This is a genomic window from Paenibacillus sp. MAEPY2, assembly GCF_000499205.1.
Taxonomy (GTDB): domain Bacteria; phylum Bacillota; class Bacilli; order Paenibacillales; family Paenibacillaceae; genus Paenibacillus; species Paenibacillus vandeheii.
The window spans coordinates 299,120-320,297 of record NZ_AWUK01000010.1 but is presented as its reverse complement, the minus strand read 5'-3'; the positions used below and the strand labels follow the sequence as shown (position 1 = coordinate 320,297).

17 protein-coding genes are annotated in these 21,178 nt (G+C 47.6%); 3 read left to right on the top strand and 14 right to left on the bottom strand.

Going from position 1 to position 21,178, the window contains the following annotated elements:
- Positions 1-17: 17 nt before the first annotated feature.
- Complete coding sequence (locus P364_RS0108880; RefSeq protein WP_081717946.1) at positions 18-1,025, bottom strand: NAD-dependent epimerase/dehydratase family protein; 1,008 nt, start codon at positions 1,023-1,025, stop codon at positions 18-20.
- A 149-nt stretch (positions 1,026-1,174) separates the two neighbouring features.
- On the opposite strand from P364_RS0108880, the gene P364_RS0108875 reads away from it, so the two are divergent.
- Complete coding sequence (locus P364_RS0108875) at positions 1,175-1,714, top strand: cupin domain-containing protein (RefSeq protein WP_024629782.1); 540 nt, start codon at positions 1,175-1,177, stop codon at positions 1,712-1,714.
- A 58-nt stretch (positions 1,715-1,772) separates the two neighbouring features.
- Here P364_RS0108875 and P364_RS0108870 read toward each other — a convergent pair whose 3' ends face one another.
- From P364_RS0108870 to P364_RS0108820, 10 genes are all read right to left on the bottom strand, one after another.
- Positions 1,773-2,846 carry a DUF1835 domain-containing protein gene (locus P364_RS0108870; protein ID WP_024629781.1) on the bottom strand — a complete coding sequence of 358 codons (1,074 nt, stop codon included), beginning with the start codon at positions 2,844-2,846 and terminating at the stop codon, positions 1,773-1,775.
- A gap of 75 nt (positions 2,847-2,921) precedes the next feature.
- Entirely contained in the window at positions 2,922-3,581 is a 660-nt protein-coding gene (locus tag P364_RS0108865; RefSeq protein WP_024629780.1) for a TVP38/TMEM64 family protein, read from the bottom strand.
- 277 nt (positions 3,582-3,858) lie between these two features.
- Positions 3,859-5,526, bottom strand: a complete 1,668-nt coding sequence (locus tag P364_RS38685) for an HNH endonuclease (RefSeq protein ID WP_024629779.1) — start codon at positions 5,524-5,526, stop codon at positions 3,859-3,861.
- A 401-nt stretch (positions 5,527-5,927) separates the two neighbouring features.
- A complete protein-coding gene (locus tag P364_RS0108850) occupies positions 5,928-7,103 on the bottom strand; it encodes an acyltransferase (protein ID WP_024629778.1) in 1,176 nt (391 codons plus the stop codon).
- Positions 7,104-7,404: 301 nt separating this feature from the next.
- Positions 7,405-8,757 carry a cryptochrome/photolyase family protein gene (locus P364_RS0108845; RefSeq protein WP_024629777.1) on the bottom strand — a complete coding sequence of 451 codons (1,353 nt, stop codon included), beginning with the start codon at positions 8,755-8,757 and terminating at the stop codon, positions 7,405-7,407.
- Positions 8,758-8,784: 27 nt separating this feature from the next.
- On the bottom strand, positions 8,785-9,945 hold the full coding sequence (locus tag P364_RS0108840) for a response regulator (RefSeq protein ID WP_024629776.1): 1,161 nt from the start codon (positions 9,943-9,945) through the stop codon (positions 8,785-8,787).
- A 99-nt stretch (positions 9,946-10,044) separates the two neighbouring features.
- Positions 10,045-13,140: an ATP-binding protein gene (locus P364_RS0108835; protein ID WP_024629775.1), complete on the bottom strand. Its 3,096-nt coding sequence runs from the start codon at positions 13,138-13,140 to the stop codon at positions 10,045-10,047.
- A 228-nt stretch (positions 13,141-13,368) separates the two neighbouring features.
- Positions 13,369-13,791 carry an SRPBCC family protein gene (locus tag P364_RS0108830; RefSeq protein ID WP_024629774.1) on the bottom strand — a complete coding sequence of 141 codons (423 nt, stop codon included), beginning with the start codon at positions 13,789-13,791 and terminating at the stop codon, positions 13,369-13,371.
- A gap of 455 nt (positions 13,792-14,246) precedes the next feature.
- Positions 14,247-15,281, bottom strand: a complete 1,035-nt coding sequence (locus P364_RS0108825) for an NADH:flavin oxidoreductase/NADH oxidase (protein WP_024629773.1) — start codon at positions 15,279-15,281, stop codon at positions 14,247-14,249.
- Positions 15,282-15,323: 42 nt separating this feature from the next.
- The gene (locus P364_RS0108820) at positions 15,324-15,518 is read right to left on the bottom strand and encodes a tautomerase family protein (protein ID WP_024629772.1); all 195 of its coding nucleotides are present in this window, start codon (positions 15,516-15,518) and stop codon (positions 15,324-15,326) included.
- A gap of 307 nt (positions 15,519-15,825) precedes the next feature.
- On the opposite strand from P364_RS0108820, the gene pepT reads away from it, so the two are divergent.
- On the top strand, positions 15,826-17,064 hold the full coding sequence (pepT, locus tag P364_RS0108815) for a peptidase T (protein WP_024629771.1): 1,239 nt from the start codon (positions 15,826-15,828) through the stop codon (positions 17,062-17,064).
- Positions 17,065-17,216: 152 nt separating this feature from the next.
- On the opposite strand, the gene P364_RS0108810 is transcribed toward pepT, so the two are convergent.
- Both P364_RS0108810 and P364_RS0108805 read right to left on the bottom strand, forming a co-directional pair.
- Positions 17,217-17,909: a Crp/Fnr family transcriptional regulator gene (locus tag P364_RS0108810; RefSeq protein ID WP_024629770.1), complete on the bottom strand. Its 693-nt coding sequence runs from the start codon at positions 17,907-17,909 to the stop codon at positions 17,217-17,219.
- Positions 17,910-18,148: 239 nt separating this feature from the next.
- A complete protein-coding gene (locus P364_RS0108805; protein WP_024629769.1) occupies positions 18,149-19,567 on the bottom strand; it encodes an alanine/glycine:cation symporter family protein in 1,419 nt (472 codons plus the stop codon).
- 382 nt (positions 19,568-19,949) lie between these two features.
- On the opposite strand from P364_RS0108805, the gene P364_RS0108800 reads away from it, so the two are divergent.
- Positions 19,950-20,879, top strand: a complete 930-nt coding sequence (locus P364_RS0108800; RefSeq protein WP_024629768.1) for a response regulator — start codon at positions 19,950-19,952, stop codon at positions 20,877-20,879.
- A gap of 119 nt (positions 20,880-20,998) precedes the next feature.
- On the opposite strand, the gene P364_RS0108795 is transcribed toward P364_RS0108800, so the two are convergent.
- Positions 20,999-21,175, bottom strand: coding sequence for an aspartyl-phosphate phosphatase Spo0E family protein (locus tag P364_RS0108795; RefSeq protein WP_024629767.1), 177 nt, complete (start codon positions 21,173-21,175; stop codon positions 20,999-21,001).
- Positions 21,176-21,178: the final 3 nt, after the last annotated feature.

The following is a 21,178-nucleotide window of genomic DNA, read 5'->3' as shown; positions in this document are numbered from 1 at the left end:
GCTTTTCTTGTTCTGGTTTATACAGCTGGAACTGCGTATCTGGCCATATCAATAATAAAACTGCGTGTCTCCCTTGTCGTATGATATTCCCGGCTGAATTGCCTTACCCAATCGGGATGTTCCTGATACCATCGAAAGGTCTGCTCTAGCCCCTGTTCCAGCGTTGTCTTGGGGAACCATCCGAGCTCTGCTCGCAGCTTTCCAGAGTGAACGACCAGGCTCGAGCCCCTGGATTGGGTAGGTTCCTGCTCCCGAATCTGCGCCGTTCCATGGGAACCATGTATGGTTTGCAAAAGCGCCCCTATCTCTTGCATGGTCGTTCCTTGCCCCGTCGAAATGTTATAGATCTGCTGATCTTGTCCATTCAGCATAATCTGTTCAATCGCTCGCAGCGCATCATCCACATACAGAAAATCACGTACCGCCGATCCCTGAATATCCAGCGGCAGGCCGTCCATGATTCGCCCAAAATTACGCGGAATAATCCGATCCGGCAGCTGCCAGGGACCATAGAGATTGGTCAACCGAAATATTTTGACAGGAAGTTGATAACATTGAGCGTAGGATAGCGCAAGCATCTCACAGGCTACCTTGGACGCGGAATACGGGGATACCGGAGCATAATCATCCGTTTCATGATACACTCTGCCCATCTCCCCTCCATATACCTCCACAGATGAAGCCAGTACGACGGGAATATGATGATCGGATGCATATTGCAGAATGGCCTGTGTACTGAGGGTGTTGTTACGAAACACTTCTCCGGGGTGATGATACGAATAGTCTACGTGTGGCATCGCTGCCAGATGAATAATATAATCTGTTTCGTGTGGCAAGCTGATTCTGTCTGTAGCGAGGTCACAACAGATGAAGGCCATGTCATGAAGTGGGGAGCTGTGAACAAGCCTCTGACAATAATCATCCCGATCCAACAGGGTGATCCGATGTCCTTTTTGCGCCAAATACTGCGAAAGGTTAAAGCCTACAAATCCAGAAGCCCCTGTAATAACAATGTTCAAGCACATTCCCCCTTGCGATTTATACAACAAGTTCACTAAAGAGAGTCTATGTTCTGAGTATAACCTTAAAGTGATACATTTTGTATCATTTTACCATTGTTTTTTGTTCTTCTCCAGAAATAAACGGGTAATGTCATAGAGAGGTGATGTTTACGATGAAGGATCGAATGAATGATGTACAGACGATGTTATTTCAAGACGATGGTGTGATTCCCAATCATCCGAGCCTGCCTGTACTTCTGTATAAAGGGATTTGGGCAAAAGATTCCTCTCGTGCGGAGTCGTTACTAAACCGTAACGGATGGGGAAATAGCTGGATTAACGGTGTGTTTGATTATCATCATTACCACAGCAATGCTCATGAAGTACTTGCCGTGGTCAGCGGCTGGGTTCAGCTCATTCTTGGCGGGGAACATGGACAGACTGTTCGCCTTCAGGCTGGAGATGTCGTTGTACTTCCTGCGGGGACCGGACATAAGCGGCTCAGTGCGAGCCTTGATTTCCGCATAGCCGGGGCCTATCCGGGTGGCATGAGTTACAATACCCGAACTGGTGAACCGGGAGAACGACCTGAAGTTCTGCGAGAGATTCAGGAGGTCCCGGTTCCAGATACTGATCCGGTCTATGGACAAGAGGGGCCGCTGTTGGAAATATGGGGGCCGGATCACTCAAAAAGCCGATCTGACCAAAAATAGTATAAAAAAACAGACTGTTGACCGACAGAACGATGTGTCGATTAACAGTCTGTTTCATTTAAGGACTGAGCCGGATACTGTAAAACCTCATGGCATGAGGTTTCCCCTCCATCTCAAGCCGTCCCTGTAATACCAGATGCCTTAATCGGTATTGAATAAAATCGTCCCCGACAGATTGTTCGAGATGACCCAGTACCTCACCTACAATACGGGCTGATTTTATGAATTCACCAGGCTGTCTGGTTAACGTAAGCTCTCTGACCTTTTGCATAATAAACTCATCTATCCCGTCTTCGGACACGCTTTGAATCACGCCATCCTTCATTAACCGCAGAAGTCCAGGCTGTATAGCCAGATTCACCCACTCTTGCTCCATTTGTCTGCGTTCCTCCAAAGACAACGGATCGGCATTCACGCAGTGTTTCCACATCGCTAGCAACTTCTCAGAACAAACTTCACCTGTTCTAAGAACATCATACTGAACTTCAGAAGTATTGAATAATTCCTGATATAATGCACTTGTCTCGATCAAATAAACAGGGGCAAGCCGGTTACGCAGCAAATGCATGGCATATAAAAGTCCCGTTTTCTCATGAGCATTATTCGCATACCAGATAGTGATTTGCGTATCTTCATCTATCGAACTCACTACGTTGTTTAATCGAAGCAGCTCATCCATACCTTGGACGGCATAGCTTCCATGTTCACTCAAATAGAGTTTTTCGAGTAGCCAAAGGTGCCTGCGTTGTAAATCCACCTTGTTAGTCAAGTCGCCCAATGGACCGATGGCATAGTAGTCATTCATTGAGTAAAAACGTCGCTCCGAGCGTCCGGGAACTTTGCTCATCGCAACTTTAATGCTGCCTAGCGGCGATTCACCAATCGCAATGTGAATTTCACGTGGTTTCTGTGCCTCCAATGCCTGTTGCTCAGCTTTCACACGATTCCGATCCTCGTCCAATGTTTTGAATATCGACTGTACTTTCGCTGCAAAATGAACAGAATGTTCTTCCGCTGACTGAACACTGACTTCCCTGTCTGCGCTGAGATAAAGCAAACGCAGTAATGAACGCAGCTCGTCCTCATTCATACGGTGCAGCTCCTGATCAAAATCAAAGACATTGTCAATCATACTTATCCCCCTCTATACGGATGGTCATCTCCAACAAAACCATTCAAATCGAGCGTATTCGTATTTTCCCTAAGTTTACGAAGAAATAGACTTTTCAGAGGAGTGACTCAGATCATCCATTTCCTCACGATTTGATGACGAACGGGTAAAGTGACGCTCCAGCTTCCGACTTGCCCACAGGGATGCAGCAATAAACAACAAAACGCCGCCCCACCGCACAGGGTGTTCCATAAACTGAGCTACATTGGAACCGATATACGTCACACAGAAGATCATAATGGCTTTACCAAAGCTCACCGCAAGCAGGAAAGACAGCAATCTCATTCGTGCAATACCTGCGGCAACATTGATAATGACGAACGGACCCACCGGAAAAATACTCAGCAAAAACACATAACTGAACGCATTCCGCCGAATCCATACCATGCTGCGCTGCACACGTGGTTTGTTGGCCCAACGTTCCACAAAAGCCGATTTCCCAATCTCCCGTACGATCAGGAATGTAACGGTGCAACCGAGTACCATCCCGATCAATGAATATAAAAACCCTGCCCATAACCCGTACACTGCACCGTTAACCCCAACAATCAGCAGCGTGGGAAGCGGGGGCACGAATGACTTCATAAAGGTAAGCAAAATGCCCGGTAGCGGGCCCAGGGAGCGAAACTTCTCCAGCCAAAAACGAATATTCTCTTCCGTAATATAGGACATGATGTCCAAGGATGCCGGGTTCATCTGCTTCCCTCCAATCTATAAGTCCAATATTTCTTCTATGATGTGTGTTAACCAATCCGCTTTCAAATATAAGGATGCTGAAATATCTCTACTCACTCCCCCCAGTATAACGTACATATGAACGCTGTACCGTTGTCAATTTGAAGAAATTTCACCCACTGCGCTGAAAAACAAAAAAGCACACCTGGACCTGTTCAGTCTTGGTGTGCTCTCTTTATCAAATGCCCCGCCTGAAACGGGTTGTGGAACAAGCCCAGGGCAGTGTATCACTTAACAATTATTCTAGCTGAGCTTCCTGTATGGCTAATTCATTCAGCTCTTCCTGATGCGCAGCATTCCACTCGGGAATACCAGAACGCATGAATTCCTCGGCATCCATTGCTGCTTTGGACTGGTTGCACAGATTGCAGGCGCAGACACAATTGAGCGGAGTGGTATGCCCACCCTTGGCTCGCGGCAGAAGATGGTCAATTGTGTCTCCGTACGAGCCACAGAAATAACAGGTATAGTTATCCCGAGTCAAAATAAACCGCTTGAAGTCCTTGTTACTGAACAATCGGCGGATCGTGTACCGATTAACTACAACAGCGGCTTTTTCCTTGACCAGCGTGACCGCCAGCTCCATATCCACTTCCTGATGCCAGCGCCGCCCTTTGTCTGTCTTGCCACGCATGCGCACCATGCCTTGCCGGTTTGTCCGAAGCGATGACGGATCTTCCGGGTCAATTGCTACAGGAGCCGCCGGAGTATGACGGCGGGGACGGCTTTCCGTTCCAGCCCCGTGACTGCGGCTGGAATGTGCAGGCGCCCGCTGCCCGGATGAGCCGACACGGGCGGTGTCTTCGCTGCCCGCCTTGGGCGCACGCTCCTTGCGTGCCGGGCGCGGCTTTGACCCGGGCGAGCCTGGCTGGCGCACGGGTGCAGGAGGCGCAGCCTCTATAGCCGCGCCCGATGCTTGGCCGGGCGCGAGCCGTGCAGCAGCGGCAGGCTGTGCTGCCGCTGTGGGTCCAGCGACCGTATTGGCATCGCCACGGTCGCTCTGGCCCGGCGCACTGGCCTCAGCTATGCTGCGGGCCTGTTCTGCGCCGGACGGCAGCGCGGCAGCACGTTTGCGGCGCCGCTTGCGTTTGCGCTTGGCTGCGGTCGGTTGATCCGCAGCCCCTGGCTCTGCTGCCGGGCCTTGCGGCTTGGCTGGCAGCAGAGCCTTGGCCGCCGCCATTTCCTGCTCGGCGGCCTGATCCGTGCCAGCGGCTATACGCGCGCGGGCACGCTTCGCAGATGAATCAGCACTCGCTGTATGCACCTGCGAATCCCTGTCTTGTTGTTGGAGTACATCGGTCTGTGGAAGATCTGCAATGTCGCTCGTGGGGTTCGTCTGCGAAATCAATTCCATCGGCTCATGAACCGGATGCACGTCAGTACGCTTCGCTTTTCTCCTTCTTCTCCGCTTCTTCTTCCTGTTGCCTGAAGGAGACGAAGGGGTAACAGCAGAAGCCGCGACAACATTTTCTCCATAATCAGCAGAGTCCCGCTCTCTCGGAGAAGTTGAATTCACTGAAGGCTGAGCATCCACACGTCTGTCTATCGCAGACACAGAACCTGAATCCCTGTCCACCGCATCAGCGATCAGGTCTGCTGCGTGGTTTACAGACGCAGAAGCGTCGGCAGCTATATGCCGCCGGGCTGGTGTGGCACTATTTTGATTCCCCGTACGCTCATCCGGCTGCCGAATTGAGACGTTATGGGCACTATCGTTATCCGCTTGTCCACCGAGCTGACGACAGCGGCGACAAGCGCCGCGTCTGGCTCCGGGGCCAGCCCGCTTTCCGGTTCTTCGTCGAAATTCGGACAAAGGTCGCTTTTGCCCGCAATACATACATGTCTTGGTCAGTTGCGCTTCATGTTCCGTCATTTCCTGCCGGAAAGGGGCCAAGCCCGTCTCCATGTTGTCACCTCGGTTCCGTATGAATCCGGTTTCTTTCTATTGTATCACATCTGCTCGCTAACACACTCATAGCCAGATGTCTCATAGTCTTTTGTCTTGTACTCCTGCGTCTGCCCCACGCATTCATGAAGGATATGTTCCACGTATTCCAATATATCTTGCATCGGTTTCCCGCATTGTTCACATGTTGTCATTGTTCTCACCTTAATCCTGTTCTTAAAGTTCTCTGCTTATCAAACTATTTAAATAGTGTTCCGTCTTCTCATTACCCTTCGCATATGAAAAAGAAACATCCGTTCCCCATATATGATTCCAACCAGCAATCAAAAAACCGTTCCCCGCTCAACCCTAATGGTCGACCAAGAAACGGTTTATTATTCCTTTGTTGGCATAAATATTTTTTAACGAACGTCGAGTTGTCCCGAGTTTTGTTGCGGTACCAACCTTGGCTTCGGTTTGGGCAAATTGCCGAAAATCACCCATGCAAACGGAATGAATCTTGCCGTGAGTCCAACCACAATCCACGATGCAATTAGCGCCACACCAAAACCTCCGGCGTACCACAGGTGAATCAACCAGGAAACCCCGGTTTGTGGTGGGAAGTTCCGATAGACCAGCAGGAAAAATGGATGGATCAGATAAATACCGAAGGACAGTGCCCCCAGCCGATTGAGCGGCTTGACGATCAGCGATGGTCCTTTGCGATAGAGCAGGTACGCGATCTGAATGAGCACCAGCGCACAGGCGAACGTATGCAAGTTCCAGAAGAACTCATACCACAGCGTGTTATAGGTCGCAATCTTCATGCGCAGCAGATAATAAATGTACACATGACCGAGTCCGGCAAAAATCCATACTGCCCACAGCACAATCCATGAAACTACACGAGCTTTGGTTGCATTGGCCCGACTAATGACAAACCATTGTTTAATCTTCGGAAAATATACCCCGATAAAAGCACCCAGCATGAAATAGGAAAAGTACGAGAATGCCCAGCTTCCTTTGTTCGGCACCTGAAATCCATATTTGTTACTTACGATAAATGCCCACTGAATGAGCAGCCCAATCGGTACTGACCATTTGACGACTGAGGGATATTTCTTGAGCAGCCACAAGACCAGTGGGAATAACAGATAAAATTGCATATTGATAAATACAAAGTACAGATGCGTATACGCCTTGCCCGTGAACAGTTTCGTTATAAAACTTACGGCTGATTCACCGAACGGACGGCCCTGATAATGCGTGAAGTGCAGAATCACAAAATACATTAATGAAAATATGAAATACGGCAGCAAAATATAAACAAATCTTTTTTTGTAAAAGTTACTAACCAGCTTCTTATCGAGCGGGCGAGAATAATAGTTATAGAACAGCACAAAACTGCTCATGAAAATAAACGTGGGTGTACCATATTTCATAAAAATATTAATAAAATTGTACAGCCAGTAATACCCTGAACCTGTCATGTCCACCGTAGCGTATGAAGTGGAATGCACACACAGCACGCCGATGATGGCCATTGCCCGTACGAGATTCAGCTCTGGAATTCGCTCTCTTTTGATGGTTTCACTCATAATTAGCGTTTCTCCTTACTATGTTCGTTGATATGTCTAATGTGACTTAGTACGTTAAGCTCACTATCTATTAAAAAGCATAATGCTTAAGAAGGGTAGTCCAATTTCTTAAAAGTTCCTAAATTTTCAACAATTTTCACAGTCCTCTCATGTCTATATATGTAAAAAAGACCGCTATGACGCGGCCTGTGAGCATATTCCTGTGGGTCCAAAATAATGTTGGGTCACAGGGATGAAAATGGTAAACTCCACTACTAAAATGGATCTTTCCTATATCAACCTATATGTTAAGGTGAGCTTCTTAACCATTGGTCTGACGACTCGCCAGAATTTGTTTATAAACATCAATAGCCGACTGACGTGATGTTTTCAGATCAACAATCGCATCCTGGCGGGGCTGATGAATCTCTTTGCTATGCAAATCCTTCAGGTCAGGCAGCCATTTGCGGATATAATCCCCTTGAGGATCATACTTCTCTGACTGTGTCACGGGGTTGTTCACCCGAAAGTATGGAGCTGCATTCTCTCCAAGTGATGCACACCACAGCCAGTTTCCCCGGTTTTGAATGTTGTCATAGTCACTGAGCTTGCGTCTGAAATACGCTTCACCCAGCGTAAACGGGCATTGCAGATTTTTGGTAAGAAACATCGCGGTTAGAATACGAAGCCGATTCGGCATATGTCCCGTCTCATTCAGTTCCGTCATCGCTGCGTCGATAATCGGAATACCCGTTTCGCCCTTGCACCACCGTTCGAAGTAGTAATCACTGAGCGGCGACAGATCGTAACTTTTCTCATATGTAAAATAATGACTCTCATATACTGCCCGATACAGGTAGAAGTCACGGAAGCACAATTGTCTGATCCACTCGTCCGAATAGTCCGTGCGTTTCGCAGCATCATACATCTTGCGGATGGATACAGCCCCCACAGCTACATAAGAACTGAGGCGGCTCGGTTCATACGCTTCATATTCATCCCGATGGTCTCCGTAATCGGCAATCCTATCGGACAAAAAGCAGTCCAATACGAGATGAGGATCATTCAAATCCGAACTATTAAATGCCAGTAAATGTGGGGGTACCTGGAAGGTCTCCGGCCACTCTATCTGCTGATCACTGACCTTCATATCCGCAACCGTAGTGGTTGATGCTGGATTGGGATGCTCATTCATGAATTCCACCCAGCGCCGGTGGAAAGCGGCAAAAACTTTATATGGCTCGGACTTGCCCGTAAAATCAGCGAACCCCGGCAGATCCATCAGCAAATGGTCCGTCAGCTGCGTAAATGTGACATCTCGTTCCTCGGTTACCTTGCGTATTCCACGATCCCGTTCGATTGCATACGGGGTCATATCCCGATGAACAATAACTTCATCTACACGACTTTGCATTTGTTCGAGGATGTAATCAATCACCTCAGCTGGTTTGCCATAAGCCACGTGCAGCTTGCGGCCTGACTCCCGATACCGCTTACCAAGCTCTACAGCATGCTGTAGAAAGTTCACTCCGCTATGTTCCTGATCACGCCCCTGCCGCAGCAGGAAAGGATCATAAATGAGCACATGCAGACTCTCCGCATCCTGATTCCGCAAATAATCGAATGCGACCAGATCATCTGTACGCAAATCTTTGCGATGTATGAATAACTTCATGCTTCATCCTCCTGCGTGAACTTCTGCCTACTTTGCTGTTAATTCTTCATATAGTCTGCTTGTCTCCGACTCCGGTTGATGTCCCAGTTCCTCAAGCAGGGTCAACGTAAATGAATGATATATTCTGAGTATAGCTTGCTGATCATCCATGGATGCATATACTCTCATCATTAATCGGCAGATCTCCTCGGCATAGGGCTCCCGTTCCTGTAGTTCGCTCAATTGCTCTATCGCTTCCTTGCCACGTCCATGCTTCATGTCCCATTCGGCGATATCCATAACCAGCCCCACATATTTACGTCTCAGATCTCTCGCTTTGGATTGAGCCCAGCGATAATCATGCTCCTCCAGATAATCACCACGATAGAGCGGGATAATATCCCTCAACTGATTCACATTGTCTGACGTAACGGCAGCGTATGCCGTCCTTTGCTCGAATTGCTCTACATCACTGACCAGATTACCCGATAACAGACGATAACGGTTCATGTTGTATTCCAGCTTGCCTGTCATGCTCCATTCCTTCAGCAGTTTGCGGATCTGATATACGGAAGTATGCAGATGTGTTAGTCCTTTCTCTTGTGAGACATCTGCCCACAACTGATCGAGCAGAATCTCTTTGCTTACCCAATCCCCTCTATGGTGAAACAAAAACGCAAACAGTTCCTGCGATTTGGCTGTGCGCCACTTGTGCTTCTGTGCTTCCGGCTCCAGGCTTCTATAGATATCCAGATGTTTGAAAGTAAGCAATCCAGGTACATGGGTATCCACTCCCGCGGCCTCAGATTCTTGATCCTCAGCAGTTGCAGCAACCTGAGAGGATGACGATATCATTCCTGCAGCAATGCGATCAATCGTTTTGGCAAGTCTTACTGAACTTACCGGCTTCAGCACATAATCCAGCGCCTCAAGCTCAAATGCATCAACCGCATAATCGGCGTAAGCCGTTATAAATATAATGCGAATACTGCTGTCCAATTGCTGTATATATTCAGCCGCTTCCAGTCCATTCATTTCCGGCATGCCAATGTCGAGAAACACAACGTCCACACGCTCATTTGCCAGAAAATCCAGACCGGCACGGGCTGTCGAAAAACACTGCACGGGGGTAATCCGCCCATCCGATCTTAACAGGCGCTCCAGATGAAGCTGCGCCGGTTTCTCGTCATCGATTACAATGGCTTTCATCGCTCTTCCAGCCTCCTGCCATGAAATATTCAATGGGAATACCGCGTATACTGGCATCCGCTTATTCCTTTTTTAACCAGATTCAACTCAACAGGCTCATTATTTGGAGATGAGCCCCTCCTTCACAGGTATGCGGAACCGTATTATCGTTCCTTTTCCCGAATGGCTCTGAATCTCCAGTCCGTGACCATACAAGGACAACAGACGCCGATTTATATTCTGCAGCCCTACACCTCCAGGACCTTCCGTTCGCCCGGAATGTACCTGAGCCAAACGTTCAGGGGGTATGCCCACTCCATCATCCTGAACCTGAATGACGATGTGCTCACCTTCCCTTAGAATGCCAAGGTTAACCGTACCACCTGCAGCACGCGCCATCACCCCATGACGAATTGCATTCTCCACAAGCGGTTGAATACTGAGCGGTGGCAGGTACAGACGCACATCCGGGTCTACATCATAACGAACTACCAAACGCTCCTCAAACCTTGCCTGTTCCAGATGTACATAGGACTCCACCAATTCCAGTTCCTTGGCAAGCGGAACCAGTTGGTCGCGGTTCTGGAAGTCGAAACTTCCCCGCAGGTATTGGCTCAGTTCAATAAGCAGATCGGTCGCTTTGTCCGGATTGACAGCGCATGTTGCAATAATGACGTTGAGCGCATTATATAGAAAGTGCGGTTTGATCTGAGCCTGCAAAAAAGCCATTTCCGTGCGAACAACCTCCTGTACCGAGGTACGCATCTCAATTAACGTCCGTACTCGGGCACGCAGTTCACCCGCATCTACAGGTTTGCTCAGAAAATCATTTGCTCCTGCCTGAAATCCCATTTTGATATCCTCAGGCATCCCGCGAGCCGTCAGCATCAGAATCGGCAGTTCAGACAGGGAACTGTTCTCCCGCAGCTTGCGACATAGTTCAAGCCCGGACATTTGCGGCATCATCCAATCGGTAATGACAAGAGCAATGGAGGGGTGTTCTTCACGCAGTTTTAATGCCGCGGCCCCACTATCCGCTGCAATGACACGATATCGTTCCGTCGATAACAGGTTGAACAGGACCTGTCGGTTCACGGGATCATCATCTACAATTAGAATGGTATGTTCAGCTTCCAGAATCTCATCTGTCTCATCCCAGTCGATTGCAGCCGTATCCTGTGCTCTTATTTCTTGAGCAGCTACATATTGGGCTGCAACAGGTCTCGAACTTGCCTGCAGCAGCGGAAAGTGCACAATGGGCAGAGTGAAATGAAAGGTCGACCCTTCACCCGGCTTCGATTCTACCCAGATGGTCCCTCCGCCAAGCTCGACCAGTTTGCGAGTGATACTCAGCCCAAGGCCAGTTCCCCCGTTAACCCTCTCACTTGTTCCGTTGCCCTGTTCGTAGGACTGAAATATGTCTTCCAGTTTATCCGCAGCAATTCCAACCCCCGTATCCGCAACAGATACCGTCATCAGAGCTCCATCCACACGGGCATACAGCCGAATTTCCCCTTGCTTCGTATACTTATACGCATTGCCCAGCAGATTGTACAGAATCTGTCTTAGTCGATCCTCGTCGGCCTCAACCAACGGTAACGCCGGAGGCCATTGTTGAATCAGCACAATCGGCTTGTCCTCAAAGGTAAAACCAGAGACTTCAACGACTGTTCGAGCAACCGATTCGAGATCAACAGCACTCCGTTTTAATTCAATTTCACCATTTTTGAGCTTGGAAAAATCCAGAATATCGTTTACCAGCAGCGAAAGCCGCTTTCCAGTTGACGTGATCATGGACAGATTTTTGGCCTGCTTGGGTGTGACCGCCCCGGCCGCCCCTTCCAGCATCGATTGCGCAATATTAATAATGCCATGCAGGGGAGTTCTCAGTTCATGGGACGTATTCGCCATAAACTCATCCTTGAGACTGTCTATGGCAAGCAAACGTTCAGACAACGCTTCAACTTCACGGAATGATTGTGCGAACCGGATCGCTGTTAGAATCATCTGTGCAAAAACAAATAACAGCAGCTCGTACAGCGCAAGAAATGTCGTATCCACAGTGGTGAAAGCACCCACGGTGTGCAGCACAACCACCATAAATATACTCATCATGCTCATCAGGACAAAATGACCATCATTCGGTCGCTTTTTTAGCCAATGGAGCATGGCTCGTAACGTGTAACCAATGACCACAATTGAAATCAGCAGCATAGGCAGCTCCAGCATCGAGAACAGAACAGGAGACAATATAAGACCCACCGCGCATTGGACTAGTACCAGAACCACACCCAAGCGAACAAACCATGAATGGATCGCGCCAGGTACAAGCGCATCCATATAACGAAGCAAGTAATAATACGCAAGAGCCGCGCTAATTAATTGAATCCGCAGAAATTCATTATTCGGCAGGAATGGTAACAGTGTCCCCAGCAACTTCTCTCCATGAGTCAAAGCGTACATCGCACCGGACAGGCTGAATAATCCCAGATACCGAAGCTCTTTTTCACTGCGTCGCAGCCGGAAAAGCATCAGGAAGAAGGCAGCTGGCAGAATAAATCCGAACAGGGTCATCAGGTCCTGGAGCCAGTCCTGCTGTTGGCTTTTCAGAATGCTGTGCTCGTCCCCGAACAAAACGGATGCAATGATGCCGCCAGACGAGTAGCTGTAATTGGATACCTGAATGATAATATCTGCAACGTTGCCTTCTATGGAGGTAAATCCCGTAAAAGGCAAATTGAGCTGAATATCCGTATTTTGCGTTGTGCCTGGCAGCCCTTTGCCGCCAATCTCTTTGCCATCTATAAATATCCGATGGGCCATACGAATATTTTGGGTACGTATCCCATAATCATTCTTCTCTGCTCTCGGGGGAATTCGAACACGCAAATGATAGGTCCCATACCCGTGCGCCTCTCCCATAGTCCCATTCCATCGGGATGGGACATGGATAGGTAAAGGCTCGGAGAGGAGCTTGCGTCCTGATAAATGCGTCTCAAAGTCACCGGGTGCCAACAATTGCCCCGGATAGAAATCCCACGTACCATTCAGGGATGCAGCCCCCTGCCTGTCGAAATCCCAGCGAGTCAGATCCAGCACCCCGTCCCTCGCATGAGGATTGCCGCGCTCGGAAAATAACGTTTGTACAATGGATCCTAGAGGAAAGACAACAATACATATAAAGCTAATGGTGAGCATAATCCAGTGTTTTCTCATCTATGTAATCCTTCCGCCTCCATCGCGAGAGACGTCTAATTTTGTCGTTTTATATCTATAACCCCATGTTACACGTTTCTGTTGCGGACGGAAATAGTTCTTCTATGATATTTTAACACCAAAAAAGCCACAGGCTTAACTACCGGAATGCAGACCGGAGTAAGACCTGTGACTTATTTAAATTTGCTGACATCTGTTTTACTTCTCTGTTGTACTTCTCCCTTTTTCTTACGCTTGCCCAACCACTTGAGCCAGTTTCTGTACAATTCCGGCCCAGCCCTGCTCCATCCGTTCACGAACCATGGCATGAGCTTGTCCAAATTCAGTCAGCTTGTCGGCAACCCAGCCACTGTGAATCAATGTAAAATCTGTATCTTGTCCTTGCTCTGTCAGTTCAAATGTTAGTGTCCAATCCTTACCCCATTGGAATGACAGCTTGTGTGGCGGTTGAACCTCTGTGACCTTGCATGATGATTTCCCGAAGGGTCCTGCCTCCAATATAAATTCATGCCCTTCCACCGGCTCCAGATTGCTCGGCATAAACCATGATTCCAAGCCTTTGGACGTCGATACAATTCCCCATACGTTCTCCACAGATGCGTGAAGCACTAATTGTTCCCGAATATCCGGCAATGCACTTGAAGATTCCATTCGAATCGCCTCCTAGATCTATATCAGCATTCTTCATCTTTCCATTTGATCGCTCATGGGATTATGCAAAACGCCCTTTTCACTTATTGTTCAAGATTCAATAATGCGTGTCAAATATATTCAGCTAACAACAGGTATTCTGTTGACCAACCCTTCAAACCAAACCTATAATTGGAACATATTACATAAAGGTGCGTGATTCCTATGTTAGTCTGCTCCGAAAAATCCAATTCCAACCGTTGCCGGAAGGGATAAACCTCACAGGCATTCCCTTCCACTGCTTATTTTAATTATGTTGTGGAGGAAACGCTACATGTCTTTTAGTTATTATGGTCCATTATGTACCGAATCGACTGTTACAAAGTAATCACACTAAAAAGGGATGCCCTCCGTCATGTTCATGACTTGTGGGGCATCCCTTTTCAATTGCATTTATATAAATGTTCTAATCAAGATTAATATCCGCGGGAATATTGCTCTGCAATAGCCGCTTTATCTTTGCTGACGCCGAGTTCCAGAGCTGCATGAGTCGCCCAGTACGGATCGCGCAGCATGCCTCTGCCAACGGCAACCAGATCAGCGTCACCGTTGCCGATAACTGCTTGAGCCAAAGCTGAATCCTCAAGCATTCCCACCGCGATGACAGGAACGTTCAATTCTTCACGGAAACGACGGGCAAATGGAACCTGGTAACCAGGGTAGTTCCCCGGTTTACGTTGTCCGGAAGATCCTTCACCACCGGAGCTGATGTGGAACATGTCCACGCCGGCTGCCTGATAGGCACGAGACATTTCAATGGTATGATCAATATCATATCCGCCATCGGCGTATTCTATGGCCGAAATCCGCATAATCAACGGCATATCTTCCGGCATTTCTTTCTTCGCCGCACGGATAATCTCAACGCCAAAACGGGAAAGATCCTGTCCATACACATCCTCACGATGATTCATCAACGGAGAATGGAATTGGTGAATGAGATAACCATGAGCACCATGCAGCTCAATGGCGTCGACCCCGGCAGCTACGGCACGGCGTACCCCGTCCGCGAACTTCTGCACCATGGCTTGTGCTTCCTCTGTTGTTAAAGCGTGTGGCGTATTGAAGCTTTCTCCAGGGAAGGTAACCACCGACGGAGCTACAGGCCGAGCCGCATCCTCTGCTTTACGTCCTGCATGCGCGATCTGAATCGCCACTTTGGAGCCATGAGCGTGAATGCCATCCACCACTTTGGCAAAGGCAGGAATGTGATCGTCCGACCAGATGCCCAGGTCATTATCGGTGATGCGTCCGTCCGGATCAACATCCGTCATCTCAATTATAATCAATCCAGTACCCCCAACGGCACGGCTTACATAGTGAACCTGGTGCCAATCATTCGGAATACCATCTTTGGCAGTTACGGAATATTGGCACATTGGCGCCATGACGACACGGTTATTTAATTGAAGCCCCTTAATTTGAAACGGGGAAAATAATTTCTCTGTCATTTCAGGTACATCTCCTATTCAATATGGTATATGTTAAGGCGTTTACTTGTTGTGCTGATCGGAAAATAGCTTTCCATTCTTGCCGTAGTTACTCTTCTCCAGATCCTCAATGAAAATGAATACATTGCTCGGATCGACGTCCAGTGTCTCACAAGCCACTTGGGTCATCCGTTCAATCAGCTGGCGTTTCTGCTCCGTCGTCTTGCCTTCCAGCACTTTAACGGTTATAAATGGCATGGCTAAATTCACATCCTTTTATCATTGATTATTATGAACTTTACCTACAGAAAAACAAGTACGTACTTTTTTGTGAGATAGTACCCTTTTTTATACCTAGTTGGTCCTTTCTTTCCTCGGTGCGTCCAGTACAACTCGAAATGGACGCAAAACATGATATGATAGCCATACAGACATATTGGAAATAATATACCCACTTTATATAAGTTGTATCTAACGGTTACACGAAAACGGGCCTCATTGTTTTTCAGTGTAAAATAAGTGGTTCAACTTATATAATAAACCGAAGCCAAAGGAGCGATTACTGGTGAAAGATATTTTAATTCAAAGACTCACAACCTATGCTCAAATGGATACGCAATCCGATGAAAACAGTGAAACCTGTCCTTCCACACCAGGCCAACTGGTCTTGGGAAAATACCTTGTTGAAGAATGCAAATCCATTGGTTTGCAGGAAGTTACGATGGATGAGAACGGCTATGTGATGGCTACACTGCCATCCAATACAGACAAAGATGTTCCTGTGATCGGTTTTCTCGCTCACCTGGATACAGCGACCGACTTTACAGGCAAAAATGTAAAACCACAGGTGATCGACAACTATGATGGACAAGATATTGTACTGAATCAGGAACTCGATGTGGTGTTATCCACCACCGATTTCCCGGAACTGCGTGATTATAAAGGCCACACCCTGATCACAACAGACGGCACAACACTTCTTGGTGCGGATAACAAAGCAGGCATTACCGAGATCATGACGGCAATGGCTTATCTGATTGAACACCCGGAAGTGAAACACGGGAAGATTCGCGTCGCTTTTACCCCGGATGAAGAGATTGGCCGCGGGCCGCATAAGTTCGATGTTCCTGTTTTTGGAGCCAAATATGCCTATACGGTGGACGGCGGACCGCTCGGCGAGCTGGAATACGAAAGCTTCAACGCGGCTGCTGCCAAAATCACGGTACGGGGCACCAACGTGCACCCGGGAACAGCCAAAAATAAGATGGTCAATTCCGCCAAAATTGCGATGGAGCTGAACCGCCGTCTGCCTGCGGAGGAAGCTCCCGAGTTCACAGAGGGGTATGAAGGATTCTATCATCTGTTATCCATCGAGGGAGACGTCGAATTGACCAAGATGAGTTACATCATCCGGGATTTCGATCGGGAGAAGTTTGAGGAACGCAAAGCGTATTTGTTGAGTGTCGTGGACGAGTTAAAGAGCAAATATGGCGAGAAAAGCATCTCCATTGAATTGAATGATCAGTACTATAACATGCGTGAGAAAATCGAACCTGTGCGTCAGATCGTCGATATTGCACATGAAGCGATGACTCGTCTGGATATCGAGCCAGTCATCCGCCCAATTCGCGGAGGCACAGACGGTTCCCAGCTCTCGTACATGGGTATGCCTACACCCAATATCTTCACAGGGGGAGAGAACTATCACGGCAAATTCGAATATGTATCGGTGGATAATATGGTGAAGGCCACACAAGTCATCGTGGAAATTGCTCAATTATTCGAACAGCGCGGAGATGTTTAATCGGAGCATAAAGCTAACACTACAGCACGGCCATTAATAAAATAGATCATCCACCAACCGGTGGATGCATGGGCACCCTCTGTCATATGACACGCAGAGGGTGTTTTTGCCGTATTAATGGCTTAAAAAACCATAGTACATCTACACTTGATTTATTCGTACATATTACCTCCCGCAATTTCACGCAACTGCTCCAGATTGCAGATGACCATGTTGCGCTGTTCTTTGCGGATGATTTCACGGTCGCAGAGATCATGGATGACCCGGTTCAAGTGTCTATAGCTCGTGCCAAGCATATCGGCAAGCTCTGTCAGCTTGGAGGTCTGTATTTCTTCGGTGACTTGTTCCTCTTGCTCCATCGTGGACAACAGATAACTCGCAAAGCGGCTCTCGACCGGATATAGCAGATTGAGACTCGACAGATTCGAGAAGGTATACAACTTATGGGTCACATGACTGAGCATAAAATGGAGGAACTTCGGGTTCTCAGCATATGTATTTTTGAGATAGCGATAGCTTACACCGAGCAGCAGGCTCTTGTTGACGGACTCAACCGTATTTTTGGCTTCCTTGCCATTCACCAGCTCCAGATCACCTACGAGTGCAGGCGGCATACTGAAACGAAGCAACAGTGACTTACCGTTTGGCAGCGTTGTATAAATCTTGAGTTTGCCCTGAACGAGAAAATACAAGCGCTCGGGGCGTTCACCTTTGGCACATATAATCTCGCCTTTGGAGGCTTCAAGTAACCTTAATTCAGCAAGCGCAGGCTCGTCGAGCACCTGGTCCAGGCCATGCTCCCGCGCAAGCTGGCGCAGCAATTCAAAGTCCATGATTTCTCTCATCTCGGATTAACCCCCAATGAAATTTAACCGTCTACGAATGGACCCAGGTCCTTTTATCCGATAAAGAAGAAGCCTAAGCGGCCTTCTGCGTATTATACCAAATGCTCATATAACAAAAAGGACTTGGAAGTTCCATGATGGAAATTCCAAGCCTTCTTTTTATATCTTTTTATCGTGCTGTAAGTGTATCTTGTGTTGTATCTAAATCTGTTATTCCTTCGTTATTTGGCAGCTTCATTTCATTTTCTTCCTACTACCTCGGCCTCAGACTCCCAGCACTCCACTTCACCCGGAATGTGAATACGGTCCCGCGTAAAGATCGGATCACGCCCTTCGGCCTTTTGCTTCTTATAATCCTTCAACGCATCAAATGTCACCTTGGACAGCATCAGGATGGCAATCAGATTCACCACCACCATCAGCCCCATAAACAGGTCGGCCAGGTCCCATACCAGCTGTACCTTTGCAACAGCACCGAAGAGAACCATCGCGATGACACAGACACGGTATACCCACAGCCATATTTTATTGGATTTGATAAACTCAATATTGGTTTCCCCATAGTAATAATTCCCGATGAGCGTACTAAAGGCAAACAGAAACACCATAACTGCCAAAAATCCGGACGCCCATGAACCAATATGCACACTTAATGCCGCTTGGGTCAATTCAATTCCACCCAAATTCGTGCCTTTGTACACGCCTGCTAACAAAATAATCATGGCTGTGCTTGTACAAATGACCAACGTATCGGTCAACACGCCCAATGCCTGAATAAGTCCTTGTTTGACCGGATGTGTAGTATGCGCCGTAGCCGCAGCGTTCGGTGCACTACCCATACCTGCTTCATTGGAGAACAAACCACGTTTGACACCATTCATCAGCGCAGCTCCAAGTGTACCGCCAGCGACTTGTTCAATGCCGAAGGCATTTTTCACAATCAGCGCAATCATGGCCGGAAGCTGGGTGATGTTCGACAGCACAACAAATGCAGCTACGCCAATGTATAGCACAGCAAGAACAACGACAATGTATTCGGACGCCTTAGCAATCCGTTTAACACCGCCCATAATGATTCCTGCAAACACAACGGCCATAATAATACCCACGGTCAACCGATCGATGCCGAATGAATTTTTGAATGCGACCGTAATCGTGTTGGACTGCACCGCATTAAAGACCAAACCGAACGACAATGTGATGAGAATCGCGAACAAAATTCCCATCCAGCGTTTCCCAAGGCCACGCTCCATATAATAAGCCGGACCCCCGCGGAATCCGCCCTTATCTTTTATTTTATAAATTTGAGCAAGTGTACTCTCTACAAAACTGGAGGCTGAACCAAAGATCGCGATGACCCACATCCAGAATACAGCCCCGGGTCCCCCCAGTGCAATTGCCAGTGCAATACCGGTAATATTCCCGGTACCTACGCGGGCTGCCATACTGATACAAAATGCTTGAAACGGCGAAATTTTGCCGGGCTCCTTACTTCTCGGCTCCCTAAGCACTTTCACCATATCTCCAATCATGCGGAATTGCATGAACCGGGTCTTGGTCGTAAAGTACAGACCGCATACCACCAACAATATGATTAACAGCTTGGACCACAGAAAATCATTGAAAACTGCAATAATATCTTGTATTGTTTGCTCCATTGGCAATGCCCCTTTTCGTAGATGGTTCATTAAAAAGTGTTTCCCAGCTGTATGACTGAGCGAAAAATTCTTATACTACTTCATAGAGCATCATTTGTACCATTCTGCACATCTCGGAATCCACATTTTCGGATGTTACTTATACTACAGGGACATCTACGGAAATCGACAAATACCTACACAGAATCATTTAAATTTTTTTATAAACAAGCAACGTTTATCCATTCACTGTTACTTTATCTGACATATTGGTCGCATACACGGGTCTTCACATCGGGATATACAACCAAGTATGATAATAGAGGACATTAAAAGCAGGATAAATCGTCTTCACCCATACATTTTTTCTCATAACAACTTCATCAGAAAGGAGGTCACTGAAATGCGTTATTTTATTGTGGATGATGATCCTGGCGTTCGATCCATGCTAATGGATATCATTGAAGATGAGGGGCTTGGAGACATTGCGGGAGAAGCAGAGGATGGAGCTCATATTACTGCTGAACTGCTGGAGCTGCACAAGGTGGATGTACTGCTAATTGATCTGCTCATGCCGCAACGAGACGGGATTCAGACCATACGTGCGCTTGAAGGAAGGTTCAATGGCAAGATCGTGATGATCTCCCAGATCGAATCGAAAAATATGATTGGGGAAGCCTATTCTCTTGGCATTGAATATTATATTACGAAGCCGATTAATCGGCTGGAGATTCTGTCTGTTCTGCGACTGGTGGACGAACGTCTTCGTATGCAGCAATCCATCGCAGATATTCAACGTACACTGCAGGGACTCTCCAGACTGCAATCTTCCGAACGTACTGCAACACCGGTTCCCGACAAAACGATTACGACGGCAGGACATTTCCTGCTATCCGAGATGGGCATGATCGGGGAAGCCGGCAGCAGAGATCTGCTGGACATGCTGGAATACCTGGAGCAGATTGAAACCGAGGAACATAAGCTCTCTCCATACACGTTCCCGTCACTTAAGGATATCTTCCAGAATGTAGCCCTGCGCAAGTTGGGCTCCGATGCTTCAGCAGCAGAAGTGACAAAGGAGATCAAAGCATCCGAACAGCGCGTACGCCGTGCCATTTTCCAAACATTGAGCCATGTCGTATCACTCGGGCTCACGGATTATACACATCCGAAGTTCGAGAACTATGCGTCAAAGTTCTTTGATTTTACGGAAATTCGCAAAAAAATGCTGGAACTGCAAAACAATGTGGAGCCCTCCTTGTCCCAGACCCGCATTAATACGAAAAAGTTCGTTCAGGTGCTGTATCTGGAAGCCAAGCGGCTGTTGCATTAAATAGTAACAAAAATATGCGCGTATGATCGTACTGGAATTGATTCAGCATTCGTTCTTCCTGCCGTCTATTCCAGCTATTATCATGCGCGCATAATTGCATAAAAGTGCATCTATATCCATCAAGCCCTTGGCTTGCTTAGGTTCATTCGATTATACTCATTAATCAATTCATCCAGTACCATGGACTGCTGAAGCACATCGGGATGTCCAAATCTACCCTCGTTATGCTCTACCAACATATGAAGGTTATGTCTGGCTTTCTCTATTTGATTTTTCAATTCCAAACTCATAACCATCGC